Here is a 25,174-nt window from a genome sequence, read left to right as displayed (position 1 = left end):
GCGACTCGTGTTCCGGCCGGACGACGCCGGATACGAAGAGGAAATCGCCGGAATGCAGACCGGGTTCGCGACCCGGCCCGACATCGTCTTCGGCGCGGAGAGCGCCGACGACGTCGCCGCCGCGGTGGCGTACGCGGCCGGGGCGGGTCTGCCCGTCGGCGTGCAGGCCACCGGGCACGGCGTGCCGGGAGCCTCCGAGGGCGGCGTCCTCATCACCACGCGGCGCATGGACTCCGTGCGGATCGACCCCGGCGCGCGCACCGCGACCGTCGGCGCGGGCGCCCGTTGGGGTCAGGTCGTCGAGGCCGCGGTGGAGCACGGGCTCGCGCCGCTGAACGGTACGGCGCCGAGTGTGGGCGCCGTCGGGTACACGCTCGGCGGCGGACTCGGCATCCTGTGCCGGGAGTTCGGCTACGCGGCCGACCACGTCCGCTCGGTCGACGTCGTCACCGGGGACGGTGTCCTGCGCCACGTCACGCGGGCCGGCGACCCGGAGCTGTTCTGGGGCCTGCTGGGCGGCGGCGCGCAGCTCGGCGTGGTCACGGAGCTGGAGATCGGTCTGGTGCCGGTGGCGCGGCTGTACGGCGGCGCCCTCACGTTCGACGGCAGGGCGGTCGACCCGGCCGCGGTGCTGCGCGGCTACGAGGAGTGGACGCGGACCCTGCCCGACGAGGTGACCTCGTCACTCGCGGCGCTCGTCTATCCGGACCTGCCGCAGCTCCCTCCGCATCTGCGGGGCAGCTATCTCGTCCTGATCCGGGTCGCGTTCACCGGTCCGCGGGCGGAGGGCGAGCGGCTCGTGGCGCCGCTGCGGGAGCTCGGGCCCACGGTGTCGGACACGCTGCGGGAGATGCCGTACGCGGAGAGCCCCTCCATCCACGGCGACCCGGACTTCCCGCACGCCTACTACGGCGACAACGCCGTCCTGGACACCCTGGACGTCGAGGCGGCCTGCGCCGTCCTCGCGCTGACCGGACCCGACGCGGCCGCGATGCACATCCTGCAACTCAACCACCTGGGCGGAGCGCTGGCGCGCCCCACGGAGAACGCCGTCCCCCACCGCGAGGCGGGCTGGCTGCTGCGGCTCCTTTCGCCGCTGGACGGGGCGGACGTCGAGGCCCACCGCCGGGTGCACGCGGAGGCGTTCGGGCTCGTGGCCCCGCAGACGCTGGGGCGTTCGCTCAACTTCGTCTTCGGCGGCAACGACAGGCCGCAGGGGCTGTACGACCCGGAGACGCGGAAGAGGCTCGCCGGGCTGAAGGTCACGTACGACCCGGCGAACCTCTTCAGGCGGAACTACGGCCTCGACCAGCCCTGAGACCGGGCCGGTCCGTCGGCGGTCAGCGGTCCAGGAACTTCCACGCCGTCGGCAGGGCGCCCATCGCGAGCGCGGCCTTCAGGGCGTCGCCGATCAGGAACGGCGTGAGCCCGGCGGCGACCGCCTGGGTCATCGACATGCCGGTGGCGGCGGCCAGGTACGGGACGCCGACCGCGTAGATGATCGCCGAGCCGAGGACCATCGTGCCCGCGGTGCGCAGCACGGAGCGGTCGCCGCCGCGGCGGGCCAGGGCGCCCACCACGGTGGCGGCGAGCAGCATGCCGAGGACGTAGCCGAGGGACGGGGCCGCGACGCCGGAGCCCGCCTGGGCGAACCACGGCATGCCCGCCATGCCCACGAGGGCGTACAGGGCGAGGGAGAGGAAGCCGCGGCGGGCGCCCAGCGACGTGCCGACGAGCAGCGCGGCGAAGGTCTGTCCGGTCACCGGCACCGGGGAGCCCGGCACGGGCACCGCGATCTGGGCGGCGATTCCGGTGAGCGCGGCGCCGCCGAGCACGAGCGCCGCGTCCTTCACGCGGGACGCGGGCAGCAGGTCGGCGAGGACCTGGCCGGGGCGGGTGGTGGCGGCGGCGATGCTCATCGGGGACTCCGCGGGGGACGTGGGCAGGTGGGAACGCGTCGACGCTATCCCAGGCGGCGCGGCGGCAACACGGTCATCGGCCGACAACCCGGGGGCGGGGCCTTGGTGGGCTCCGTACAAAGGGGTTCGTGTACACCTCGACCGGCGTGATGCTCGTCACGGAGGTCGGCGGGTGGGTGCCCCGTTTTGCGCGAGGGGGCGCACCCCGGAGAGACTGTGGAGTCCCGCCAAAGTCTTGTGAGCCCCGAGAGCAGCCTGAGCACCATGCACGACGCACCACCGGACAGCCTGCCCGAGACGGGGGCCGGACCCGAGCCCCTCGGCGGCGGTCTCAAGCAGCGTCACCTCACGATGCTCGGGCTCGGCGGTGTCATCGGCGCCGGGCTCTTCGTGGGGTCGGGTGCCGGGATCTCGGTGGCGGGCCCCGGCATCGTCGTCTCGTATCTGATCGCGGGCGCGCTCGCGATGTGCGTGATGCGGATGCTCGGCGAGATGTCCGCCGCGATGCCCGCCTCGGGCTCGTTCTCCGTGCACGCGGAGCGCGCGATGGGCCGCTGGGCGGGGTTCAGCGTCGGCTGGCTCTACTGGTTCCTGCTGGTCGTGGTGCTCGCCGTGGAGGCGACCGGCGCCGCACAGATCGCCAACGGCTGGGCGCCCGCGGTGCCGCAGTGGGCCTGGGTGCTGATCTTCATGGTGGTCTTCACGGCGGCCAACCTCGCGTCGGTGAAGAACTTCGGGGAGTTCGAGTTCTGGTTCGCGACGCTCAAGGTCTTCGCGATCATCGCGTTCCTGGTCCTCGGACTGCTCGCGGTCTTCGGCGTGCTGCCGGATACGGACCCGGTGGGCCTGACGAACCTGACGGGGCAGGGCGGGTTCCTGCCGCACGGCTGGTCCGGTGTCGTCTCGGGCGTCCTCGCCGTCGTCTTCGCGTTCGGCGGCCTCGAGGTCGTGACGATCGCGGCCGCCGAGTCCGACGACCCGGTGCGCTCGGTCGCCCGCGCGGTGCGCAGCGCGGTCTACCGGATCCTCTTCTTCTACGTCGGGTCGATGCTGGTCATCGTGACGGTGCTGCCGTGGACGGCGCAGAAGGCGGGAGCCAGTCCGTATGTGACGGTCCTCGACTCGATCGGGGTGCCGTCCGCCGGGACGATCATGAACATCGTGGTGTTCGTGGCGCTGCTCTCCGCGCTGAACGCCAACCTCTACGGGTCCTCCCGGATGGTCTTCTCGCTGGCCGAGCGCGGCGAGGCGCCGAAGGCGCTGCTGAAGGTGGCCCGCGGCGGGGCGTCCGGGGGCGGGGTGCCGCGGCGTGCGGTCCTCGCGTCCGTCGCGTTCGGCTTCGTGTCCGTGGTCCTCAATCTGAAGTGGCCGGACTCCGTCTTCCTCTACATGCTCAACTCCGTCGGTGCGGTGCTGCTCTTCGTCTGGGCGCTGATCGCCGTGTCACAGCTGCGGCTGCGGCGGCGCATCGAGCGCGAGGCGCCGGAGCGGCTCGTGCTGCGGATGTGGGCGTTCCCGTATCTGACGTGGGCGGCGCTGGCCGCGATGGCCGCCGTGCTGGGGCTGATGCTGACGGACGCCGACGCACGGCCGCAGCTGCTGTGGTCGGCGGGGGCGACGACGCTCGTCCTTGCGGTCGCGGGCCTGCGGGAGTGGCGCGAGGCCCGCAGGAAGAGGCCCGTGTGACGGGGCCCGCTCCAAGAGACCAACGTGAACAACAGGTGAACTTGTTGTGCGTGATTCTTCACAACGTGTGAGCGTCGTGTCCGTATAGCGGTCAAGTGTTCCCTGTCAGCGGTACCGGACCTCAGACTGTGGGCCGCTCGCTCCCCCGTCTCGGCTACTGAACAGGGCACGCCCATGTCTCGGACGTCCACCCAACAGGACGCAGCACCCGACGAAGCACCGAAGGCCGACTCCCCGCTGGTCCACGGCCTCAAGCAGCGGCATCTTTCCATGATCGCGCTCGGTGGCGTGATCGGCGCCGGGCTCTTCGTGGGCTCCGGGGCGGGCATCGCCGCGGCCGGTCCCTCGATCGTCCTCGCCTACGCCGTCTCCGGTGCACTTGTCATGCTCGTGATGCGCATGCTCGGTGAGATGTCGGCCGCGAACCCCGCGTCGGGCTCCTTCTCGGTCCACGCCGAGCGCGCCATCGGCCCCTGGGCGGGCTTCACCGCGGGCTGGGGCTTCTGGTTCCTGCTCTGCGTAGCCGTCGGGCTCGAGGGCATCGGCGCCGCCAAGATCATGGTCGGCTGGTTCCCCGACAGCCCGGAGTGGGCGTGGGTCGCCCTCTTCATGCTGGTCTTCTGCGGTGCCAACCTGACGGCCGTGAAGAACTTCGGCGAGTTCGAGTTCTGGTTCGCCGCGCTCAAGGTCGGCGCCATCACGCTCTTCCTCGGCATCGGCGTCCTCGCGATCCTCGGCATCCTGCCCGGCTCCGACAACCCGGCCCCCGGCCTGGAGAACCTCACGGGCGAGGGCGGCTTCATGCCGAACGGCACGGACGGCCTGATCATCGGCCTCCTCGCCTCCGTCTTCGCGTACGGCGGTCTGGAGACCGTCACCATCGCCGCCGCCGAGTCCGAGAACCCGGTCAAGAGCGTCGCGAAGGCCGTGCGCACCGCGATGTGGCGCATCGCCGTCTTCTACGTCGGCTCGATGCTCGTCGTCGTGACGCTGCTGCCGTGGGACAACAAGGAGGTCGCCGCCAAGGGCCCGTACGTCGCCACGCTCGACCACCTGGGCATCCCCGGCGCCGGCGAGATCATGAACGTGATCGTCCTGGTCGCCCTGCTCTCCGCGATGAACGCCAACATCTACGGCGCGTCGCGCATGTCGTACTCCCTGATCGAGCGCGGCCAGGGCCCGAAGGCGCTCGGCAAGGTCTCGGGCGGCGTGCCGCGCCTCGCGGTGCTCGCCTCCTCGTTCTTCGGCTTCGTCTGCGTGCTGCTCAGCTACTGGCGTCCGGACGACGTCTTCCCGTGGCTGCTCAACATGATCGGCGCGATGATCCTGATGGTCTGGATCTTCATCGCCGTCTCGCAGCTCATCCTGCGCCGCAGGACCGAGCGCGAGGCGCCGGAGAAGCTCGTCATCCGGATGTGGGCGTTCCCGTTCCTGACCTGGGTGGCGCTGGCCGGCATGGCGTACATCTTCTATCTGATGACCGACCAGCCCGACACGCGCAAGCAGCTGCTCGCCACGGGGGGCCTGACGCTGGCGCTCGCCGTCATCGGGATCGTGCGGCAGAAGCTCGCGGAGAAGCGGGCTGCGGCCGTCTGAGCACCGAACCCCGTAAAGAAGCCCCGGACCTCGCGGTCCGGGGCTTCTTCGTGTGCGTCGGCGCCCGGAGGCGTACGCGCATATTCCCGCGCGGACCTAGGACGAAGGGCTGATCAACTTCTCCCAGTAGCTGCTGCTAGCCTGCACTTGCGACAGAGTTGCAATAACTTGAGAATCACAGCAGAGCAGCAGTCGGAGGGCTCGGATCATGGCCATTTACACGCTTCCTGAACTTCCGTACGACTACGCGGCGCTCGAACCTGTCATCAACCCGCAGATCATCGAGCTGCACCACGACAAGCACCACGCGGCGTACGTGAAGGGCGCGAACGACACTCTTGAGCAGCTGGAGGAGGCGCGCGACAAGGAGACGTGGGGCGCCATCAACGGCCTGGAGAAGAACCTCGCGTTCCACCTCTCCGGCCACATCCTCCACAGCATCTACTGGCACAACATGAACAGCCCGAAGGACGGCGGCGGCGGTGAACCGCTGGCCGCGGACGGCGTGGGCGACCTCGCAGACGCGATCACCGAGTCCTTCGGCTCCTTCGCCAAGTTCAAGGCCCAGCTGACCAAGGCCTCGGCGACGACGCAGGGCTCCGGCTGGGGCGTGCTCGCCTACGAGCCGCTCAGCAACCGCCTCATCGTCGAGCAGGTCTACGACCACCAGGGCAACGTCGGCCAGGGCTCGACGCCGATCCTGGTCTTCGACGCCTGGGAGCACGCCTTCTACCTGCAGTACAAGAACCAGAAGGTCGACTTCATCGAGGCCATGTGGCAGGTCGTCAACTGGCAGGACGTGGCCAAGCGTTACGCGGCCGCGAAGGAGCGGGTGAACAGCCTCCTGCTGGCCCCGTGAGGCCGCTGACCCCGTGAAGAAACGTCCTGCCTCGTGATCGTCTTCTCAACTTTCGCCGAGGCGGGCGGATGAAGGAAAGGCCCCCCGTGAGGACGTGACTCACGGGGGCCTTTCTGTGCGCGGGGTCATCTCCGCACGCGCCGGTCTTCCGGGGGCGTCAGTCGAAGATCGGGCCCTGGGTGCGGGTCCGCTTGATCTCGTAGAAGCCCGGGGTCGAGGCCACCAGCAGCGTGCCGTCCCAGAGCTTCGCCGCCGCCTCGCCCTTGGGAGCGGGGGTCACGACCGGGCCGAAGAAGGCGACCTGCGAGCCGTCGGCGCCGGGGACGGCGATGACCGGCGTGCCGACCTCCTGGCCGACCTTGTCGATGCCCTCCTTGTGGGAGGCGCGCAGCTCCGTGTCGTAGGCGTCCGAGTCCATGTGGTCGACGAGGTCGGCGGGCAGGCCCGCGTCTTCCAGCGCGCCGACGACCGCCTCGCGCGTGGGGCCCTCGCCACGGTTGTGGAAACGGGTGCCGAGCGCGGTGTAGAGCTTGCCGAGGACCTCGTCGCCGTGCTTCTGCTGGGCGGCGATGACGACACGGACGGGGCCCCAGGCCTTCGTCTCCAGCATCTCGCGGTATTCGTCGGGGAGATCGTCGAGCTTGTCCTCGTTCAGGACGGCCAGGCTCATCACGTGCCAGCGGACCTCCACGTCGCGGACCTTCTCGACCTCGAGCATCCAGCGGGACGTCATCCAGGCCCAGGGGCACAGCGGGTCGAACCAGAAGTCGACGGGGGTCTTGCTGCCGTTCTCGGACATGTCTCTCCCTAGGGAATCCGTTCGCATCTGGCCGGGGAAACGTCCGTGGCGCACCGGGGCATTCCCGGATGTCGGCCGCAGACGGCACATGCGAGGATCGTAGACATTCGTACGAGTCATGCGAGTCACAAGGGAGTGCCGCCCGTGCCCGGTGAGAATCTGTCCCGCGACGAGGCCCGCGAGAGGGCCGCGCTGCTCTCCGTCGACGGTTACGAGGTCTTCCTCGACCTGCGGTCGGCGGTCGGCGAGAGCGGTCAGGAGCCGCGCACGTTCCGCTCGGTCACCACGATCCGGTTCCGGAGCGCCGAGCCGGGCGCCGCGACCTTCGCGGACCTGATCGCGCCGAGCGTCACCGCGGTGTCGCTCAACGGCAGGGACCTGGACCCCTCCGAGGTCTTCGACGGCACCCGGATCACGCTGGAGGATCTGGCCGAGGAGAACGAACTGGTGGTGGACGCCCAGTGTGCGTACAGCCGCACCGGTGAGGGCATGCACCGCTTCGTCGACCCGGAGGACGGCGAGGTCTACCTCTACACGCAGTACGAACCGGCGGACGCCCGCCGTGTCTTCGCCAACTTCGAGCAGCCCGACCTGAAGGCGCCCTACCGCTTCGCGGTCCAGGCCCCCGAGGGATGGACGGCGTGGTCCAACGGCGTGGGCGAGCTGACCGACGGCGTGTGGAAGTTCGCCGAGACCAAGCCGATCTCGACGTACATCACGGCGGTCGTCGCGGGCCCGTACCACTACGTGACGGACTCGTACACGCGCGTGCTGGACGACGGCACCCGCCTGGAGATCCCCCTCGGCGCGATGTGCCGCAAGGGCCTCGCCCCGCACTTCGACGCCGACGACGTCTTCCTCGTCACCAAGCAGGGCCTGGACTTCTTCCACGACAACTTCGACCACCCGTACCCGTTCGGGAAGTACGACCAGGCGTTCGTGCCGGAGTACAACCTCGGCGCGATGGAGAACCCGGGCCTGGTGACCTTCCGCGAGGAGTTCATCTTCCGCGGCAAGGTGACCCAGGCGTCGTACGAGCGCCGGGCCAACGTCATCCTCCACGAGATGGCGCACATGTGGTTCGGCGACCTCGTCACCATGCGGTGGTGGGACGACCTGTGGCTCAAAGAGTCCTTCGCCGACTTCATGGGCTCCTTCTCGATGGTGGAGGCGACCCGCTTCACCAACGGCTGGATCACCTTCGCCAACAACCGCAAGGCGTGGGCCTACCGCGCCGACCAGCTGCCCTCCACCCACCCCGTCACGGCCGACATCCGCGACCTGGAGGACGCCAAGCTCAACTTCGACGGGATCACGTACGCGAAGGGCGCGTCGGTCCTCAAGCAGCTCGTCGCGTACGTGGGACGTGAGGCGTTCCTGGAGGGCGCCCGGCGCTACTTCAAGCGGCACGCGTACGGGAACACGGTCCTCGGCGACCTGCTCTCGGTCCTGGAGGAGACCTCCGGGCGCGACATGGCGTCCTGGTCGCGCGCCTGGCTCCAGACGGCCGGCGTCAACTCCCTGACCCCGCAGGTCATCCTGAACGCGGAGGGCCGGATCACCGAGCTCTCCGTCCTCCAGGAGGCCGCGGAGTCCCACCCCGAGCTGCGCCCGCACCGCGTGGCCGTCGGCCTCTACCGCCGGGCGGCGGGCGGCGACCTGGAGCGGTACGCACGCGCGGAGGTCGACGTCGACGGGCCGCGCACGGTCGTGGCCGAGCTCGCCGGCGAGACGGCGCCCGAGCTCGTCCTGGTCAACGACGACGACCTGACGTACTGCAAGATCCGCTTCGACGAGAACTCCCTCGCCACGCTGCGGGACCACCTCGGCGACATCACCGACCCGCTGGCCCGCGCCCTGTGCTGGTCCGCGCTGTGGAGCCTCACGCGGGACGGGCTCATGCCCGCGCGGGACTTCATCGGCCTCGTGCTGCGCTTCGCCGGGCAGGAGAGCGACATCGGCGTCCTGCAGATGCTGCACGCGTGGACGAACTCCGCCCTCACGCACTACGCCGCGCCCGAGTGGCGCGAGGAGGGCGCCACTGCGCTCGCCGAAGGTGCGCTGCGGGAGCTGCGGATCGCGGCGCCGGGCAGCCAGCACCAGCTGACGTGGGCGCGGTTCTTCGCCTCGGTGGCGTCGTCGGCGGCCGACCTGCAGCTGCTGCAGGGCTTCCTGGACGGCAACGCCAAGATCGACGGCCTGGAGGTCGACCAGGAGCTGCGATGGGCGTTCCTGAGCCCGCTGGCCGCGCACGGCGCCGCCGACGAGGAGGCGCTCGCCGCCGAGCTGGCCAGGGACGACACCGCTTCCGGCAAGCGGCACCAGGTGCGCTGCCTGGCCGCGCGGCCCTCGGCGGCCGTCAAGGCGCAGGCATGGGCCGCCGTGGTGGAGTCCGACCAGCTGTCCAACGCGCTGGTCGAGGCGACGATCTCGGGGTTCACGCAGCCGTCGCAGCGGGAGCTCGCGGCGCCGTACGTCTCGAAGTACTTCGCGGCGATCGAGCGGGTGTGGGCCGAGCGGTCCATCCAGATCGGCATGGACGTGGTGCGGGGCCTCTTCCCCCACCTCCAGGGTGACGCGGCGACGCTGGCGGCGGCCGACGAGTGGCTCGCCGCGCACGAGTCGTCGGCACCGGCCCTGCGCCGTCTGGTGCTCGAGGCACGCGACGACCTGGCGCGGTCGCTGCGGGCACAGGCGTGCGACGCGGGTGCCGCGATCTAGCACGGAGTGAGGCACTGGCCTGTGCCGTCGGCGGGCGGCGGCGCAGGTCAGGGGGTGTGCCGGGGGCCGGAGATCCTCGGCTGTCGAACGCCCGTGCTTTAGGGCGAGCTTGTCCTGGTTTGTCGACGGGCGTGTAACAGCGGTTAGCGGGGCGAGGAGGCGCGGGAACGACCGGGTCATGAACCACAACGCCCCGCTTTCCCCCCTCCCCCTGACGCACCTCGCCGACGTCCAGCTGCGCGTCATGAGTACGGCCCAGCTCGGCGAGCACGGCGTCTCCCCGGCGGACGTCGGCGCGCACTGCCGCCCGGGTGGTCCTTGGCAGCAACTCCTGCCCGGTGTCTGTCTGTTGCACCCGGGCCCGCCGACGAGCGAGGAGCGGCTGCACGGCGCCCTGCTGTACGCGGGGCGCCTGCCCGCACGCGAGGCCGGGGCCGTGCCCTCCCAGCCCCGCGCGGGCGAACCGCACGCCGCCTACGCCGACGCGATGATCACGGGGCTCGCCGCGCTGGCCCTGCACCGTTTCTCGTCCGCTCCCCCGCTGCTCTCCCTGGACCGCATCGACGTCCTGGTGCCCCGCACCCGGCGCCTGCGCTCCGTGGGCTTCGCCCGGCTCGTGCGCGGCGCCGCGCTGCCGACTCCCCAGCAGATCACGGGAGTTCCGGTCGCGCCCGTCCCCCGCGCGCTCGCCGACGCGGTGGCGCGACTCGCCGACGCGGGCGCGGTGCGGCGGCTGCTCACCGAGGCGGTGCGCGGCGGCCACTGCGAACCGGCCGCCGTCGTGCGGGAGTTGACCCAGGCGCGGCTGCTGTCCCGCCCGCACATGGTGGACGCCGTCGACTCCCTGATCGCCGAGGGGCGGGCCATCGCCGAGGACCGGCTGTACCGCATGGTCGCCGAGCACGGCCTGCCCGACCCGATGTGGAACGTCGATCTGCGGCTGCCCGGCGGCCCGCACCTCGGCGGCGTCGACGCCTACTGGCCCGACCAGGCCGTGGCCGTGGAGCTGGACACGCGGGCGCCCCGGCAGGGCCTGAAGCAGGAGGACGACGCGGTGTGGTCCGAGTACGTCCGCAAGCGCGAGCACCTGGAGCGTCTCGGCATCACCGTCGTCCACATCACCCCGAGGAAGCTCAGGGACTCGCTGGAGCAGCAGGCCACCGTGGTGCGGACGGCGCTGATGGCGTCGACGGACCGCGAGCCGGCGGCGTACGTCGTGGTACTGCCCAGCTGACGCCTCACCCCACCCCGCTCTCCCCTGCCGTTCACCCCTTGCCGCAGAACTCCGCGTCGAGCACCGGCCGCACGTCGCCCCCGGGGCCGTTGAAGTTGACCGCGAGCGCGTGGCGGCCGTCCGCCGTCGCACCCGCGCCGGACGCCGAGCCGTGGATGTCGCCGCCGTGGCCCCAGACGACCGTGCCGCACGCGGTCTTGAAGGGCTCCAGACCGAGTCCGTACCGCTGGCCCGGCCGGCCGTCGCCCTTGGGGACGGTGGTCTTCATCTCGGCGAGCTGCTTCGCGGGCAGGAGCCTGCCCCGCAGCAGCGCCGCGTAGAAGCGGTTCAGGTCGGCCGAGTTGGAGATCATCCCGCCGGCCGCACCCGCCACGGTCGGGTTCAGCTCCGTCACGTCGTGGTTCTTGGCGTCGGGTCCGTCGGAGAGCTTGGTGTACGCGCGGGAGCTGGGTGCGGGCATGGCCGGGTCGGTGCCGGGGACCGAGGTGGCGCGCAGGCCGAGCGGCTCGATGATGCGTTGCTCGATCTCCTGCGCGTACGGGTTGCCGGTGATCCGCTCGATGAGCTTTCCGGCGATGACGTAGTTGGTGTTGGAGTACTTCCAGGCGGTGCCGGGCGCGAAGTCCGGCTTGTGGCGCATGGCGATGGCGATCTGCTGCTCGGCGGTCCAGGTGTCGTAGCGGTGTGCGAGGAAGTCCTCGCTGAACACCTTGCGCCGGACCTCGTCGTCGGACGTCACGTCGTAGATGCCGCTGGTGTGGCTGAGGATCTGGCGGACCGTGATCCGGTCGCCGTCGTGGCCGTTCCCCTCGACGACGCCCGGCAGCCACTGCCCGACCGTGTCGTCCAGGTCGAGGCGGCCCTCGGCCTCCAACTGGAGGAGCACGGTCGCGACGAACGTCTTGGTGACGCTGCCGATCCGGTAGTGGTCGTGGGCGCCGCGCGGGGTGTGCCGGGCCAGGTCACCGGTGCCCGCCGCGGCGTTCCAGGGGCCGTGCCGGTCCTTGGCCCGCACGGTGACACCGGGTGCGTCCTCGTTCAGGGCGGCCTTCATCGCGCGCAGCGTCGCGCGGTGCCCCTCGCCGTGGCCGTGCGGCGCGGCGAGCGCGGGGGCCGCGAACGCCCCGGCCGTCACCGTCATCACCGCCGTCACGGCAACCGCCGCCGTCACCCCTGCCCGCCCCGCTCGCCCTCTGCGCACTGTCATGCCCTGCCCCTCCCGGCCTTCAGGTCCCGGACGTCGTCCGGCTTGCGTCGGCCGGATGGACCCGTGGCCCGGTGCGGAGGGTTGAGCGGCCCGCCGGGGTTGAGCCCGATTCAGCCCTTTCGCAGCACGAGTTCCGTGTTCCGGTCACCCGCGTCGCCGCCCAACGCGGGCTTCGCGCCGGGGGCGTTGAAGGACAGCTCCCGGTACAGGGCGGCAAGACCGGTCTGGGAGAGATCGGCGAAATCCGTGCGGTGCGGGGCGGCGGACTCGATGAGTGTGGTGAAGAGGGAAATCGTTCCGTCGTGGTTGTCGGTGAGCTCGACCACCCGCGCCAGCTGCGGGAAGTCGATGTGCGAGGCGGTCGAGATCTCCCAGAAGGCGCCGTGCGGGGTGCGGTGCGGGGTGATGGCGTTCTTGTGGCTGTGACCGTTGACCCAGGCGAGGACCGAGCGGTACCGGCCGAGCAGCGAGACGATCTCGTCGCCGCCGTGCCGGGCCTCCCCGGGGTGCGCCGGGTCGTGGCGGAGGTTGCGCATGGTCCTGCTGGTGTGGTGGCTGAGGACGACGACGTACGAAGGACCGCCGTCGCGCCGCTCGTTGGCCTTCAGCTCGCGCTCCAGCCAGCGCAGCTGGGCGGTGCCGAGCGAGCCTTCGTAGTGGCCGCCGGGGTCGGTGCTGTCCAGGCTGATGCCGAGCACGTCGTCGCTGATGCGGAAGGAGTAGTGCTGGGTGGCGGCGGCGAGGTTCTCCTGCGTGTAGCCGTGGCCGACGGGGCCGGGGCCCGTGTGGGCGGGGTCGAGGTGGGCCCGGAGGTACTCGGCGGGGGTGAAGGGGGCGCGGGACGCGTCCGGCGTGACGGACCGCATGCGCCGCTTCTCGCTCCGGAGGAGTTCCTTGAAGCGGGCGCCCTTGGGGTCGTGGCCCTTCTTGACCGCCTTCCAGAGGGCGGCTCCGCGCGCCTCGTCGAGGGACATCAGCTTCTTGCCGCCCGTGGCGAACTCGGTGAGGTACGGGTCGCGGGGCGCCCAGCAGCCGCCGGGCAGCGCGTCGTGGTTGCCGACCGTGGAGTACCAGGGCAGGCCGAGTCCGGGGCTGTTGACCTCGCGGATCGCGGCGTCGAGGAAGCCGTGCAGGTGCGGGAAGCCGAGGCGCTTGTCGGTGTCGCGCAGCGGGTCGTCCGGGTGCCAGTACAGCTTCAGGCCGCTGGCCTGCACGCCTTCGTAGCGGCGCGGGTCGCCGGTGTTGGGGGTGATGCGGCCGCCGCTCATCACCTTGAGGAACCAGTCGAGTTCGGCGCGGGAGTTGTTGTCGGTGTTGTCGCCGGTCGTCACGACGCAGTGCAGGGGCGCGCCGGTGGCGGGCGCGCCGCGCAGCGCGTTGACCCGTTCGACGAGGGCGACGGCGCCCGCCACGGACAGGGACTCGTGGGGACGCCAGGCGCTCGCGGTCTGGGCGCGCAGGTACTCGTACCGCAGCGGGTTCTGCACGTCGACGAGGTGCAGGTCGGTGAATTGCACGAAGGCGGCGAGCGCGGTCCTGCGCCCCTCGCGGCCCGGCTTCGCCGCCGCGAGGTCGCCGCGGACGACCCGCGGCCAGGCCGGTCCTTCGCCGAGCCGCCGGTAGCCGGTGGTGCCGTGCGGGGCGGCGACGGTGTGCAGGGTGGTGCCGTTCTTGTACGGCATCCGGGGCGCGGCGGGTGCGGCGGGCGCCGGACGGGAGCGCGGGACGGTGGCGCGGTCGGCGGGTGCGGCGTTCCCGGAGCCGGCGCCGGGGCCCAGCGCGTAGCCGATGCCGGCGGAGAGGGTGACCGCTCCGGTGGCGGCGAGCAGGGCGCGGCGGTCGAGTCCGGCGGCGGCATCCGCGGCGGCCGTGGCGGTTGCGGTGGCGACAGAGCGTATGCGCGGCATGCGCGGTCTCCCGGGTGCGAACGCTTCGGCAGTGGTCGCGGGGAGCCCGGGCCGGGGTGCGGCCCGCGAACTTCTCGCTCGTACTGGATCGTTGGCAGCGGGGGTGGCGTGCGCGTGAACGAGACGGCAACGGGCAGCGCAGATCACCGTACGTGGATCAGTCGGCACCCTGCGCGGTCACGCACCCCTCTCCCGGCGGAGAGGAGGCGGTCACTCCGCGTTCACCTCTCGGGGAAGGGGAGGCGGTGCTAAGGGTCAGTGGGCCGGTCCCGTGGGGTGTGCGTGGCCGTCGGCGGGGCGGGTGCGCCACAGCTCCAGGCCGATGTCGACGAGTCCGACGCGGTCGAGGTCCGGTACGGCGTCCAGGGGGTGCCAGGCGGCGAGGTCCGTGGACCCGTCGGTCTCGTGGCGCAGCGCTCCGCCGGTGACGCGCCCCTCGTACACGATCCGCAGTCCGTGGAAGTCGGCGAGGGCGCCGAGCCTGCGCGGGTAGCGGCGGCGCAGGGAGTCGACACCGAGGAGGGCGACGGGCTCGAGGACGTATCCGGTCTCCTCGTCGGCCTCCCGGATCACCGTGTCGTAGGGGTCCTCGCCGTGGTCCATGCCGCCGCCGGGCAGCGTCCAGCGTTTGCTGCCGTCACCGGCGACCCAGCGGGCGAGCAGCACCTGTCCGTCCCGTACGCATACGGCGTAGGCCGCCACCCGAAGTTCTTTGTGCACGGGTTGACGCTAGGCGGTTCACGCCCGTGACGGGGCTCTCCGGGAAACCATGTCCGCTTATACAGCGGCTTGTCCGCCATGGCGTATGGCGGAATTGCGTCACGCCCTGATCACAGCTCGGACAACTCTCCCCAAACACCTGTCACTTGCGTAAGGCTGAGCGGTCATCCGGCCCCGGATTCCGGACCTTCCCGGAATCCGGGACCGTATCGACCCTCCTTCCCGTCTTTCACGCACAGGGATGCCGATGCCCAGATCCAGTTCCAGCGCCAGACGCGCGCCCCGTCTCGCGATAGCCGTCGGTCTCACCGCCGCGCTCTGCGCGACCGGGGCCGCCCCTCTCGCCTTCGCGGCGGACGAGACGCCCGTGCCCGCCCCCAAGTCCGCGGACGGCAAGCTCGGGTCGGCCGACGCCGACCTGCTCGCCGACGCCAAGGCGGACGGCGAGAAGACCGTCACGATGATGGTCGCCACCGCGCCCGGCGCCACCGAGCAGGTCGCCGACCGGCTCGACGGCGTCAAGGGCGGCTCGGTCGGCCGCACCTACGACAAGCTCGGCTACGTCCGCGCGACCGTGCCGACCGCCAAGGCCGACGCGGCGATCAAGTCCGCGGCCGCGCTGTCGTCCGTGCACGCCATCGACCTGCGGCACGAGATCGAGCTGGACGACCCGACGCCCGCCGCCGACCGCGCCGAGGGCGCGAAGCACGGCGCGCGCGGCACGTACCCGGGTCCGGACGAGAAGACCCCGGCGGACAACCCGTACAACCCGTCCGCCGAGACCGGCGCCGTCGACTTCGTGAAGAAGCATCGCAAGGCGGACGGCCGCGGCGTCACCATCGGCATCCTGGACTCCGGCGTCGACCTCGGCCACCCGGCGCTGAAGAAGACCACGACCGGCGAGCGCAAGATCACCGACTGGGTGACCGCGACCGACCCGATCGTGGACGCGGACGGCACCTGGCGCCGTATGACCAACCCGGTCACGGGCCCCGTCTTCACCTGGAACGGCGCGACGTGGAAGGCCCCGGCGGGCTCCTTCCAGGTCAACCGCTTCCTGGAGTCGGCCACCACCGGCGGCGACGCCAAGGGCGACATCAACCGGGACGGCGACACCACCGACAGCTGGGGCGTGCTGTACGACCCGGCCGCCGGCACCGTCCGCGTCGACCTGAACGACAACAAGGACTTCACCGACGACGAGCCGATGAAGCCGTACAAGGACGACCACCAGGTCGCCTACTTCGGCAAGGACGACCCGGCGACCGACGTCGTCGAGCGCGTCCCGTTCGTCGTCGAGATCCGCAAGGACGTGCCGACCGACCCGTACGGCGGCGACTGGGTCGGCAAGAAGGCCGACTTCGTCAACATCGGCGTCATCGAGTCCGAGCACGGCACGCACGTCGCGGGCATCACCGCGGCCAACGGCCTGTTCGGCGGCAGGATGAACGGCGCCGCCCCCGGCGCCAAGCTGGTCTCCTCGCGCGCCTGCACCTGGACCGGCGGCTGCACCAACGTCGCGCTCACCGAGGGCATGATCGACCTCGTCACCAAGCGCGGCGTCGACATCGTGAACATGTCGATCGGCGGCCTGCCCGCACTCAACGACGGCAACAACGCGCGCGCCGAGCTCTACAAGCGCCTCATCGACGAGTACGGCGTCCAGCTGGTGATCTCCGCGGGCAACTCCGGGCCCGGTGCGAACACCATCGGCGACCCCGGCCTCGCCGACAAGGTCATCTCGGTCGGCGCCGCCATCTCCAAGGAGACCTGGGCCGCCAACTACGGCTCCGAGGTCGAGCGCCCGTACGCGATGATGCCGTTCTCCTCGCGCGGCCCGCGTGAGGACGGCGGCTTCGCGCCGATCATCTCGGCGCCCGGCTCGGCCATCAACACCACGCAGACCTGGCTGCCGGGCTCCCCGGTCGCCGAGGCCGGCTACCGGCTCCCTGCGGGCTACTCGATGCTGCAGGGCACCTCGATGGCGTCCCCGCAGGCCGCGGGTGCCTCGGCGCTGCTGCTCTCCGCCGCCAAGCGCGAGAAGATCGACCTGACCCCGGCGAAGCTGCGCACCGCGCTGACCTCGACCGCGGACCGCATCCGCGGCGAGCAGGCGTACGCGCAGGGCACCGGCCTCATCAACATCGTGGACGCCTGGGAGGCCATCGAGGACGGCGCGAAGGCCCACACCTACACGGTGAAGGCTCCGGTCGACACCGCCCTCGAGCAGGAGCTGAAGAAGCCCGGCACCGGCATCTACGACCGTGAGGGCGGCTTGAAGACCGGCCAGAAGCGGACGTACGACGTCACCGTCACCCGCACCTCCGGCCCGGACCGCGGCGTCCGCCACGAGCTGGACCTGGTCAACAACCACGAGGGCACCTTCGAGCTGCTCGGCGACGACGAGATCACGCTGCCGCTGAACAAGCCGGTGACCGTCAAGGTCCGGGCGAAGGCCAAGTCGGCCGGTCTGCACAGCGCGATCCTTCACCTCGACGACGAGCGCACCGAGGGCATCGACCAGCAGATCATGTCGACGGTCGTCGTCTCGGCGCCGCTCGCGAAGCCCGCGTACACCTTCTCGGGCAAGGGCTCCACGCAGCGCAACAGCTCGAAGTCGTACTTCGTGACCGTCCCGAAGGGCGCCAAGTCCCTCGAGGTCTCCCTCGGCGGCCTGAAGGGCAAGAGCCAGACCCGCTTCATCGCCGTGCACCCGTACGGCGTCCCGGTCGACTCGACCTCGTCGATCGTCTGCTACCCGAACTACGAGAACCCGGCCAACACCTGCCGCCCGGACCTGCGCGCCTACGCGCAGCCGCAGGCCGGTGTCTGGGAGATCGAGGTCGAGTCGCGCCGTACGTCGCCGCTGCTCGACAACCCGTACGAGCTGAACGTCGCCGCGCTCGGTGTCGACTTCGACCCGGCCGTGCAGAAGCTGCCCGAGGCGAAGGTCGGCACGCCGGCGCCCGTCTCCTGGAAGGCCACGAACAACTTCGCGGCCGTCGACGGCAAGCTGAAGGGCGGTTCGCTCGGCTCGTCCAAGTCGGCGCGGCCCGGCATCAAGCAGGGTGAGACACAGACCACCGAGGTCGTCGTGCCCGCGGGCGCGGAGCGTCTCGACGTCGCCATCGGCTCGCCCGCGGACATCGCCGCGGACCTGGACCTCTCCGTGAAGAAGGACGGCGCGGTCGTGGGCTCGTCGGCGGAGGGCGACTCGGAGGAGTCGGTCAGCCTGAAGAAGCCGGCCGCCGGTACGTACACGATCGAGGTGACGGGCTACTCGGTGCCGTCCGGTGCGACCGCCTACGACTACCGCGACGTCTTCTTCTCGGGCGCGCTCGGCCAGGTCACCGTCGACGAGTCGAAGACGGTGAAGCTCGCCAACGGCGCGTCGGCGCAGGTCGAGGCCAAGGTCGAGGCGAAGGCCCCGGCCGCGGAGGGCCGTGAGCTGTTCGGCGAGGTGTCCCTGCTGAACGCGGGCGGCACGGTCGCGGGCAGCGGCAGCGTGAAGGTGGAGAAGGTCACGCCGTAACGGACCGCTGGTTCTCCGGCGCCGGACGGACTCGGTCGAGTCCGTCCGGCGCTTTTCTGTCGCCGGTCGGCCTCCCGGTCAGCCGTCGCACCTGATCTTCTTCGAGGCCGGCAGGGCCTTGAGGATCATCGTGCGCAGCCGGTCGCGTTCCTTGCCGACGGCCCAGTCGGCGGGCTCCGCGGAGCCCTCGTCGACGGTGATCAGGACGCGGTCGCCCTTCTCCAGGCGCGGGTCCACGGCCCGGTCCATGGGGAAGGTGACCGTGGGCTTCCCGGACGCCGGCTTCAGGTAGCGCGTCGCGTCGAGCGTGATCCGGTCCTGGAGCCCGCCCGGCAGCGGGTCCACCGCCGTGACCGTGCCCTCCACGATCAGCCGCGAGCACGCCACGAACCCCTCGGCGCCGAGGCCCGCGTCCGCGTCGCCGTCCGCACCGCCGCCCGGCCTGCTCTTCGCGCCCGACGCCGTGTCCGCCTTGTCCGCGTCTCCCGCCCCCCGCCCCGCGTCCACCGCGAGCCAGGCGAGCCCCCCGACCAGGGCGGCGGCCACCGTGGCCGCGACCGCGCCGAGAGCGACGGCGGAGAAGGGCCGGGACGCCTTGCGCGCGGTCCTGAGCGGCACCACACGCTCGCCCGGCACCTCGGGCCCCGGCCCGGCGGACGCCAGCGCTTCGCCCACCTCGCCGAGCCGCTCCCGCAGCAGCGCCACGTCGGCGACGGCCGCCGCGTGGGCCGCGGCGAAGTCCGGATCGCGCAGTGCCTCGTCCGGCACCGGCTCGTCCGTGATCGCCGTCATCAGCGCGTCGAACTCCCTGTCCCGCACGTCACACCACCTCCCCTTCGTGCAGCCGCGCCCTCAGGAGCCGTACCGCCGTGTGCAGTCTGCTCTTGACCGTTCCCTCCGGAATGCCCAGTTCATCCGCTATCGCGCGGACCGGGAGATCCGCGTAGAAGCGCAGGACCACCACCTGCCGCTGGGCGTCCGGCAGCGCGCCGAGCCCCTCGGCGACGGCCAGCGAGGTGGCCCGCTTCTCCGCGCCGTCCTCGTCGGTGGCCTCCCGCCACAGCACCTGGAGCCGCTCCCCGAGCCGCTCCTGCCTGCGCCGCGCCCGGTGCCAGTCCATGGCCAGGTTGGAGGCGACGACGGCCGCCCACGCCGACACGTCACGCGGCGCCTCACGCCCGTCCGCGGCCCGCTCCAGGAGCTTCAGCCTGACCTGCTGCACTCCGTCGGGCAGGTCGGCGTGCGGCACCCCGCCCAGCGCGAGCACCGCACGGACCCGGTCCTCCTGGGCCGCGTCCAGCGGGTCCGCTCCCCCGGCGCCGGTCTGCGCGCGGCGCGCTTTCCTGCGCAGCAATGTGCCCCTCCCGTCCCCGCGTTTCCCCTACGACGCCCGGGACGCCCGAAAGGTTCACGGCGGCGCCCGGCGAATGTGGCGTCCCGCACCTCGGACAATGGATTGGACAACGCGGCACTGGAGAGACGCATCATGGAGCCACCCCCCCCACAGACCGGCCGAGGTCACGAGGCCGCACGCACATATGGAGGAAGTCCCTGTGAAGGTCGGAATCGTCGGAGCCACCGGTCAGGTCGGCAAGGTCATGCGCAAGATCCTCGCCGAGCGTAAGTTCCCGGCCGACGAGCTGCGCCTCTTCGCCTCGGCCCGCAGCGCGGGGAAGGTCATCGACGGCGTGACCGTCGAGGACGCCTCCACGGCCGACTACACCGGCCTGGACATCGTCCTGTTCTCCGCGGGCGGCGCCACCTCCAAGGCCCTCGCCGAGAAGGTCGCCTCGCAGGGCGCCGTCGTGATCGACAACTCCTCCGCCTGGCGCCGGCACCCCGAGGTTCCCCTCGTGGTCTCCGAGGTGAACCCGCACGCGATCAAGGACCGCCCCAAGGGCATCATCGCGAACCCGAACTGCACGACGATGGCCGCGATGCCCGTCCTGAAGCCGCTGCACGCCGAGGCGGGCCTCGAAGCGCTCGTCGTCGCCACCTACCAGGCGGTCTCCGGCTCCGGCCTCGCCGGTGTCGAGGAGTTGTACCAGCAGGTCGCGAAGGTCGGCGAGGACGCGCCCAAGCTCACCCACGACGGTTCGGCGGTCGACTTCCCCGAGCCCGACAAGTACGTCGCGCCGATCGCGTACAACGTCCTGCCGATGGCGGGCTCCGTCGTCGACGACGGCCTGAACGAGACGGACGAGGAGCAGAAGCTCCGCCACGAGTCCCGCAAGATCCTGGAGATCCCCGAGCTGAAGGTCTCCGGCACCTGCGTGCGCGTCCCGGTCTTCACCGGCCACTCCCTCCAGGTCAACGCCCGCTTCGCGCGTCCGCTGAGCCCCGAGCGCGCCACCGAGCTGCTCGAGGCGGCCGAGGGCGTCGTCGTCACGGAGGTGCCCACGCCGCTGGTCGCCGCGGGCAAGGACGACTCGTTCGTGGGCCGCATCCGCAAGGACGAGACGGTCGAGAACGGTCTGGCGTTCTTCATCTCCGACGACAACCTCCGCAAGGGCGCGGCGCTGAACGCCGTCCAGATCGCGGAGCTCGTCGCGGCGGAGCTCAAGGCCTGATCCCTGCACGCCCATGGGGGCGGTCACCTTTCGTGGGTGGCCGCCCCCTTCGCGCACGCCACGGCCACCAGCGAAAGACCCGCGAGACCGCCACCGAGCCAGAGCACGGCACCGGCCCCGCGGCTGTCCGCGACCCGGCCGCCCGCGAACGCGCCGAGGGCGATCGCCGTGTTGAACACGCCCGCGAAGAGCGCCGACGCCGTCTCTCGGGCGTGCGGCGCCGCGGCCATCACCCAGTTCTGCGCGGAGACCGAGACCCCTCCGTAGGCCAGGCCCCACGCCACGAGCAGCGCCACCGACGCGGCGGACGAGGCGCCCGCGGGCACCATGAGCAGCACCACGGCGGCGAGCCCCGCGCAGATCGCGAGCAGCGCCCTGCGCGGGTCGCGGGCCGCGACGGCGCCGCCCGCGAAGTTGCCGACGATGCCGGCCGTCCCGTAGGCGAGGAGGAGTCCGCTGATCAGGCCCGCGCCGATGCCGGGCACCCGCTCCAGGACCGGGCGGATGTACGTGTACGCGGCGAAGTGGCCGGTGACCAGGAGCATGACGGCGAGGAGTCCGGCCCGCAGCCTGCCGACGCGCAGGAGTGCGGGGAACGCGCCGAGCCGGACGCCCTCGGCCGCGGGGAGCCGGGGCAGCACGGTGGCGAGGAGCCCCGCGACGGCGAGCGCGAGGGCGGCGAGCGCCGCGAACCCCCAGCGCCAGCCCGCCAGTTCGCCGAGAAGCGTGCCCGCCGGCACGCCCAGCACCGACGCCACCGCGATCCCGCTGAAGATCACCGCGGTGGCGCGGCCCGCGCCCTCCGCACGGACGAGCCGCACGCCGAGCCCGGCCGCGATGGCCCACACCCCGCCGATGCAGACGCCGACCAGCACGCGCGCGACGAGCAGGACGGCGAAGACGGGTGCGAGCGCGGAGAGGACGTTGGCGACGGCGAGCAGCGTCATCAGCAGCCAGAGGACCGTGCGCCGGTCGGCGCGGCGCACGGCGACGGGCAGCAGCAGGGCGGCGAGCGCGGCGACGAGGCCGGGCAGGGTGACGGCGAGACCCGCGGTGCCGTCCGAGACGTGCAGGCCGGAGCCGAGTGAGGTGAGGAGTCCGACGGGCAGCATCTCCGTGGTGACGACGGAGAAGGTCGCGGCGGCGACGGCGAGGACGGCGAGACGGCCGCGCGGGGGCGGCGGGGCGACGGGCCGCGTGGGGACGTGTGTGCTCTGTGACATGGCATCCACCCTGTGGGGGTGCCCGCCCGGGAACAACGCGGATGATCTCATCCTTGAATGAGCCGGATTCATCGATACGTGTCGGTCCGGCGGACCTGGGCGTTCAAGGAGGAGGGACGGCGCGCCATGAGCGGGAACGGGCTGGAGATCCGGGAGCTGGAGTGCTTCCTGGTGCTTGCCGAAGAGCTGCACTTCGGGCGGGCCGGCGAGCGGCTCTACATATCGCAGAGCCGTGTCAGCCAGTTGCTCGCCGCCCTGGAGCGGCGGATCGGCGCGCGCCTGCTGGAGCGTACGAGCCGACGGGTCTCCCTGACCACTCTCGGGGAGCGATTCCTTGCCGAACTACGGCCGTCCTACGCCGAGTTGGCGTCGGTGGTGGCACGGGCGCGGGAGGCGGCGCGGGGCGTCGAGGGCACGCTGCGGATCGGGTTCCAGGGCACCGCGGACGACCGGCTGATGCGGGCCATCGAGGTGTTCCAGGAGCGGCATCCGGCCTGTGCGACGGAGATCGTGGAGATCCCCTTCGCCGATCCGTTCGGGGCGGTGCGGGAGGGCGACGTGGACGCGGGGATCGTGCTCCTGCCGGTGGACGAGCCCGACTTGGTGCTCGGCCCCGTCTTCTCCAGCGAGCGGCAGACCGTCGCCGTGTCGGTGCGGCACGCGTTCGCGGGGCGCTCCTCGCTCACCGCCGCGGAGCTCGCCGACACGCCGCTGATCGCGGCGGCCGGCCCCGCGCCCGCGTACTGGCGTGCGGCGCAGGCCCCTTCGGGCCCGCCCGCGCCCTCGGTCCGCACGCTCCAGGAGGGCCTGACGCTGGTGGCGGCGGACCGGGCGGCGATGCTGCTGTGCGGTCCCACGGCGGAGTACCACGGCCGCAAGGACGTCGTCTTCGTACCGGTCGACGGGCTCCCCGACTCGGTGCTCGGGATGGTGTGGCACAGGGGCGGGGAGACCGAGCGGATACGGGAGTTCGCGCGGGCGGTGGCCGTGGCGGCGGAGGAGGGGTGAGCTTCAGTCCTGCCGCCGCACCTCGAAGTGGAAGCAGCCGTACTCCACGGCCCTGACGTGCACGAGGGCGACCCGCGGGTCGGCGAACGCCTCGTCGAAGACTTCGTCGAACCCCCGCTCCTCGTCCTTTGGGATCTCAAGGAGGCGGCCGCCGAGGATGCGCCCCTGGTCGCTGTACCTGCGGACCGTGCGCAGCGCTCCTGCCCGCGAGAACGGGTAGCCGCCCCGCTGGTCCGACGGGCCCGCGCAGGGGTCTGCGTGGATGAAGACGGGCCCCTGCTCGTCGTAGGCGCCGGGCGCCGCGCCGGTCTCGGTGGCCCAGCGGCGCAGCGGCGCGTACGACACGAGGGCGATGCGCTCGCCGGGGGCGACGGGCCGCAGGCAGCAGCGGAGCGGGGCGCCGCCCTCGTGGTCGACGAAGGGGGCGCAGGGCCGCCCGGCGTCGTCGGTGTCGCGGAGCTCGGCGAGCGCCGCGGGGGCGATGGGGAGCGGGGTGTGGGCGGTGCGCGGGTACGTGGTGGTCATGGGCCGAGCCTCGCGCGTGGGGGCGGCCGGGGCTGGCGGATTTCGGACGTCGCGCTGCACGCAGCGCACCCGGGAGCCCCTTCGGCCGGGACCCCCCCCCGCTCACCCCACCCCCCAGGACCCCCGCCCGTTCAGTTCCGCCACATCCGTGCCCGTCGTTCTGCGGTACGCCGCGTTCAACTCCCCCAGTTCCTCCGGGGTCAGTACGTCCTCGACGCGGTCGAAGCCGTCGGGGGCGCGCTCGGCGACGGCGTGCAGGACGCGGTCCGCCGGCATGTCGCGGTTGGCGAGGACGACCGCGTTGGCGGTCTCACGGCGCACCCCCTCGTACGCCCGCAGCCCCGCCTCGCGGTCCGGCGCGGTGTGGGCGAGGCAGCGGGCCAGGACGCGCGCGTCGAGGATCGCCTGGGAGCCGCCGTTCGACCCCACCGGGTACATCGGGTGCGCCGCGTCGCCGAGGAGCGTGACCAGGCCGTGGCCCCAGCGGGGCAGCGGGTCCCTGTCGACCATCGGGTACTCCAGGATGTGCCGCGTGGCGGCGAGCAGCGCGGGGACGTCCAGGTCGCCGATGCGCCACCCGGCGTAGTGCGGCAGGACGTCGGAGAGCCGCCCGGAGCGGTTCCAGTCGGCGGGCCCCGCGTGGCCGTGGTGATGCGTGGGCGGAAACCGCACCTCCGCCACCCAGTTGAGCAGCGCTCTGCCGCGCTCCTGGTAGGGCCGGGAGATGGGGTAGACGACGAGTTTCGCGGCGGTGTTGCTGCCCGCCACCGCGACGGTCCGCCCGCCGAGCACCGGATGCCAGTCGGTCGTGCCGCGCCACATCCGGATGCCGTTCCACAGCGGCGGCCCCTCACCGGGGTGCAGTACGGCCCGCACCGCCGAGTGCAGCCCGTCGGCGCCGACCAGCGCCCGCACCCGTACGCCGTACTCCCTGGCCCGCGCCATGTCCCGCAGGATCACCCGCAGTCCGCCGCCCTCGCGCTCGGCGAGCCGCACGAAGGCGGTGCCGGTGCGGACGGCGTGGTCGCCGAGCCGGTCGCGGACCGCGTCGAGCAGGAGCAGCTGGAGGGCGCCGCGGTGGACGGAGTACTGGGGCCAGCGGTAGCCGAGGGCGAGGCCGCGCGGCTCGGCCCAGATGCGGTTGCCGTGCCGGTCGAAGTGGACCATCACCTCGGGGGCGACGGCGGTCGCCGCGAGTTCGTCGCCGAGTCCCAGCTCGGTCAGTTCCCGCACCGCGTACGGCAGCAGGTTGAGGCCCACCCCGACGGGCCGCAGCTGATCGGCGGCGTCCACCACCCGGACGTCGATGCCCGCCGCGTGCAGGCTGAGCGCGGCGGTGAGCCCGCCGATGCCCGCTCCCGCCACCAGTACGTCGGTCATGGCCGTCGCGCTGCCGGGCCGGTGTCGGCCGGCCTCTCGGTCCCCAGCATCTCCCGTATCCCCCTGTGGTTCCCGACCACCGTGGTTCCTGACCGCCCCCGTGTGTGCGGCCGTGGTCTGCGGCCTGCCGGGGCGGGTGCGAACGCGCGGAGCGTAACCGCACGGCAGCGGGAGAACAATGGGCCCGGCGGCCATCCGAGGGGGCATGGAAGGATGGCCGGAAACACCACAAGTCGCACCCAGCCAAGACCCGATACTTCTCATCCACCAGACCAGAAGTCGTATCCG

19 protein-coding genes are annotated in these 25,174 nt (G+C 72.0%); 9 read left to right on the top strand and 10 right to left on the bottom strand.

Going from position 1 to position 25,174, the window contains the following annotated elements:
• Positions 1 to 52 precede the first annotated feature (52 nt).
• Positions 53 to 1,318, top strand: coding sequence for an FAD-binding oxidoreductase (locus AC07DO_RS02050; RefSeq protein ID WP_479057497.1), 1,266 nt, complete (start codon positions 53 to 55; stop codon positions 1,316 to 1,318).
• Positions 1,319 to 1,340: 22 nt separating this feature from the next.
• On the opposite strand, the gene AC07DO_RS02045 is transcribed toward AC07DO_RS02050, so the two are convergent.
• Entirely contained in the window at positions 1,341 to 1,919 is a 579-nt protein-coding gene (locus AC07DO_RS02045) for a biotin transporter BioY (RefSeq protein ID WP_362723555.1), read from the bottom strand.
• A 264-nt stretch (positions 1,920 to 2,183) separates the two neighbouring features.
• Here AC07DO_RS02045 and AC07DO_RS02040 point away from each other — a divergent pair, with 264 nt between their 5' ends.
• From AC07DO_RS02040 to AC07DO_RS02030, 3 genes are all read left to right on the top strand, one after another.
• Positions 2,184 to 3,605, top strand: a complete 1,422-nt coding sequence (locus tag AC07DO_RS02040; RefSeq protein ID WP_479056364.1) for an amino acid permease — start codon at positions 2,184 to 2,186, stop codon at positions 3,603 to 3,605.
• A 174-nt stretch (positions 3,606 to 3,779) separates the two neighbouring features.
• Positions 3,780 to 5,201, top strand: coding sequence for an amino acid permease (locus tag AC07DO_RS02035; protein WP_479056363.1), 1,422 nt, complete (start codon positions 3,780 to 3,782; stop codon positions 5,199 to 5,201).
• 208 nt (positions 5,202 to 5,409) lie between these two features.
• Positions 5,410 to 6,060, top strand: coding sequence for a superoxide dismutase (locus AC07DO_RS02030; protein WP_055701917.1), 651 nt, complete (start codon positions 5,410 to 5,412; stop codon positions 6,058 to 6,060).
• Positions 6,061 to 6,217: 157 nt separating this feature from the next.
• Here the strand turns inward: AC07DO_RS02030 and AC07DO_RS02025 are convergent, their stop codons facing one another.
• Positions 6,218 to 6,859 (bottom strand): mycothiol-dependent nitroreductase Rv2466c family protein, encoded by a 642-nt coding sequence (locus AC07DO_RS02025; protein WP_479056361.1) that lies wholly within the window; start codon positions 6,857 to 6,859, stop codon positions 6,218 to 6,220.
• A 144-nt stretch (positions 6,860 to 7,003) separates the two neighbouring features.
• Here AC07DO_RS02025 and pepN point away from each other — a divergent pair, with 144 nt between their 5' ends.
• Positions 7,004 to 9,580, top strand: coding sequence for an aminopeptidase N (gene pepN, locus AC07DO_RS02020; protein ID WP_479056359.1), 2,577 nt, complete (start codon positions 7,004 to 7,006; stop codon positions 9,578 to 9,580).
• A 178-nt stretch (positions 9,581 to 9,758) separates the two neighbouring features.
• Positions 9,759 to 10,814 (top strand): hypothetical protein, encoded by a 1,056-nt coding sequence (locus AC07DO_RS02015; RefSeq protein WP_479056358.1) that lies wholly within the window; start codon positions 9,759 to 9,761, stop codon positions 10,812 to 10,814.
• A gap of 31 nt (positions 10,815 to 10,845) precedes the next feature.
• Here the strand turns inward: AC07DO_RS02015 and AC07DO_RS02010 are convergent, their stop codons facing one another.
• From AC07DO_RS02010 to AC07DO_RS02000, 3 genes are all read right to left on the bottom strand, one after another.
• Entirely contained in the window at positions 10,846 to 12,021 is a 1,176-nt protein-coding gene (locus AC07DO_RS02010; protein WP_479056357.1) for a serine hydrolase domain-containing protein, read from the bottom strand.
• 110 nt (positions 12,022 to 12,131) lie between these two features.
• Positions 12,132 to 13,928 carry a TIGR03767 family metallophosphoesterase gene (locus tag AC07DO_RS02005; protein ID WP_479056356.1) on the bottom strand — a complete coding sequence of 599 codons (1,797 nt, stop codon included), beginning with the start codon at positions 13,926 to 13,928 and terminating at the stop codon, positions 12,132 to 12,134.
• A 255-nt stretch (positions 13,929 to 14,183) separates the two neighbouring features.
• Positions 14,184 to 14,648: an NUDIX hydrolase gene (locus tag AC07DO_RS02000; protein WP_479056354.1), complete on the bottom strand. Its 465-nt coding sequence runs from the start codon at positions 14,646 to 14,648 to the stop codon at positions 14,184 to 14,186.
• A gap of 247 nt (positions 14,649 to 14,895) precedes the next feature.
• Between AC07DO_RS02000 and AC07DO_RS01995 the strand changes: the two genes are divergently transcribed.
• Complete coding sequence (locus tag AC07DO_RS01995) at positions 14,896 to 18,180, top strand: S8 family serine peptidase (RefSeq protein ID WP_479056353.1); 3,285 nt, start codon at positions 14,896 to 14,898, stop codon at positions 18,178 to 18,180.
• 78 nt (positions 18,181 to 18,258) lie between these two features.
• On the opposite strand, the gene AC07DO_RS01990 is transcribed toward AC07DO_RS01995, so the two are convergent.
• Both AC07DO_RS01990 and AC07DO_RS01985 read right to left on the bottom strand, forming a co-directional pair.
• Positions 18,259 to 18,999: a hypothetical protein gene (locus AC07DO_RS01990; protein WP_479056352.1), complete on the bottom strand. Its 741-nt coding sequence runs from the start codon at positions 18,997 to 18,999 to the stop codon at positions 18,259 to 18,261.
• Position 19,000: 1 nt separating this feature from the next.
• Positions 19,001 to 19,534 (bottom strand): RNA polymerase sigma factor, encoded by a 534-nt coding sequence (locus AC07DO_RS01985; protein WP_150167773.1) that lies wholly within the window; start codon positions 19,532 to 19,534, stop codon positions 19,001 to 19,003.
• Positions 19,535 to 19,733: 199 nt separating this feature from the next.
• Between AC07DO_RS01985 and AC07DO_RS01980 the strand changes: the two genes are divergently transcribed.
• Entirely contained in the window at positions 19,734 to 20,750 is a 1,017-nt protein-coding gene (locus tag AC07DO_RS01980; protein WP_479056351.1) for an aspartate-semialdehyde dehydrogenase, read from the top strand.
• A gap of 23 nt (positions 20,751 to 20,773) precedes the next feature.
• Here the strand turns inward: AC07DO_RS01980 and AC07DO_RS01975 are convergent, their stop codons facing one another.
• Positions 20,774 to 21,973 (bottom strand): MFS transporter, encoded by a 1,200-nt coding sequence (locus AC07DO_RS01975; RefSeq protein WP_479056350.1) that lies wholly within the window; start codon positions 21,971 to 21,973, stop codon positions 20,774 to 20,776.
• Positions 21,974 to 22,099: 126 nt separating this feature from the next.
• Between AC07DO_RS01975 and AC07DO_RS01970 the strand changes: the two genes are divergently transcribed.
• Positions 22,100 to 22,981: a LysR family transcriptional regulator gene (locus tag AC07DO_RS01970; protein WP_479056349.1), complete on the top strand. Its 882-nt coding sequence runs from the start codon at positions 22,100 to 22,102 to the stop codon at positions 22,979 to 22,981.
• A 3-nt stretch (positions 22,982 to 22,984) separates the two neighbouring features.
• On the opposite strand, the gene AC07DO_RS01965 is transcribed toward AC07DO_RS01970, so the two are convergent.
• Positions 22,985 to 23,506, bottom strand: coding sequence for a DUF1203 domain-containing protein (locus tag AC07DO_RS01965; protein WP_479056347.1), 522 nt, complete (start codon positions 23,504 to 23,506; stop codon positions 22,985 to 22,987).
• A 102-nt stretch (positions 23,507 to 23,608) separates the two neighbouring features.
• Positions 23,609 to 24,886: a flavin-dependent oxidoreductase gene (locus tag AC07DO_RS01960; RefSeq protein ID WP_479056346.1), complete on the bottom strand. Its 1,278-nt coding sequence runs from the start codon at positions 24,884 to 24,886 to the stop codon at positions 23,609 to 23,611.
• Between the last annotated feature and the right edge of the window lie 288 nt (positions 24,887 to 25,174).

The organism is Streptomyces sp. NPDC045678, assembly GCF_056432085.1.
This window is presented reverse-complemented; position numbering and strand designations above follow the sequence as displayed.

What these genes read in the sequence shown, in the direction of transcription:
- AC07DO_RS02050 (WP_479057497.1), top strand. Translation starts at nt 53, where the DNA reads ATGCAGACCGGGTTCGCGACCCGGCCCGACATCGTCTTCGGCGCGGAG.
- AC07DO_RS02045 (WP_362723555.1), bottom strand. Translation starts at nt 1,919, where the DNA reads ATGAGCATCGCCGCCGCCACCACCCGCCCCGGCCAGGTCCTCGCCGAC.
- AC07DO_RS02040 (WP_479056364.1), top strand. Translation starts at nt 2,184, where the DNA reads ATGCACGACGCACCACCGGACAGCCTGCCCGAGACGGGGGCCGGACCC.
- AC07DO_RS02035 (WP_479056363.1), top strand. Translation starts at nt 3,780, where the DNA reads ATGTCTCGGACGTCCACCCAACAGGACGCAGCACCCGACGAAGCACCG.
- AC07DO_RS02030 (WP_055701917.1), top strand. Translation starts at nt 5,410, where the DNA reads ATGGCCATTTACACGCTTCCTGAACTTCCGTACGACTACGCGGCGCTC.
- AC07DO_RS02025 (WP_479056361.1), bottom strand. Translation starts at nt 6,859, where the DNA reads ATGTCCGAGAACGGCAGCAAGACCCCCGTCGACTTCTGGTTCGACCCG.
- AC07DO_RS02015 (WP_479056358.1), top strand. Translation starts at nt 9,759, where the DNA reads ATGAACCACAACGCCCCGCTTTCCCCCCTCCCCCTGACGCACCTCGCC.
- AC07DO_RS02010 (WP_479056357.1), bottom strand. Translation starts at nt 12,021, where the DNA reads ATGACAGTGCGCAGAGGGCGAGCGGGGCGGGCAGGGGTGACGGCGGCG.
- AC07DO_RS02005 (WP_479056356.1), bottom strand. Translation starts at nt 13,928, where the DNA reads ATGCCGCGCATACGCTCTGTCGCCACCGCAACCGCCACGGCCGCCGCG.
- AC07DO_RS01995 (WP_479056353.1), top strand. Translation starts at nt 14,896, where the DNA reads ATGCCCAGATCCAGTTCCAGCGCCAGACGCGCGCCCCGTCTCGCGATA.
- AC07DO_RS01975 (WP_479056350.1), bottom strand. Translation starts at nt 21,973, where the DNA reads ATGTCACAGAGCACACACGTCCCCACGCGGCCCGTCGCCCCGCCGCCC.
- AC07DO_RS01970 (WP_479056349.1), top strand. Translation starts at nt 22,100, where the DNA reads ATGAGCGGGAACGGGCTGGAGATCCGGGAGCTGGAGTGCTTCCTGGTG.
- AC07DO_RS01965 (WP_479056347.1), bottom strand. Translation starts at nt 23,506, where the DNA reads ATGACCACCACGTACCCGCGCACCGCCCACACCCCGCTCCCCATCGCC.
- AC07DO_RS01960 (WP_479056346.1), bottom strand. Translation starts at nt 24,886, where the DNA reads ATGACCGACGTACTGGTGGCGGGAGCGGGCATCGGCGGGCTCACCGCC.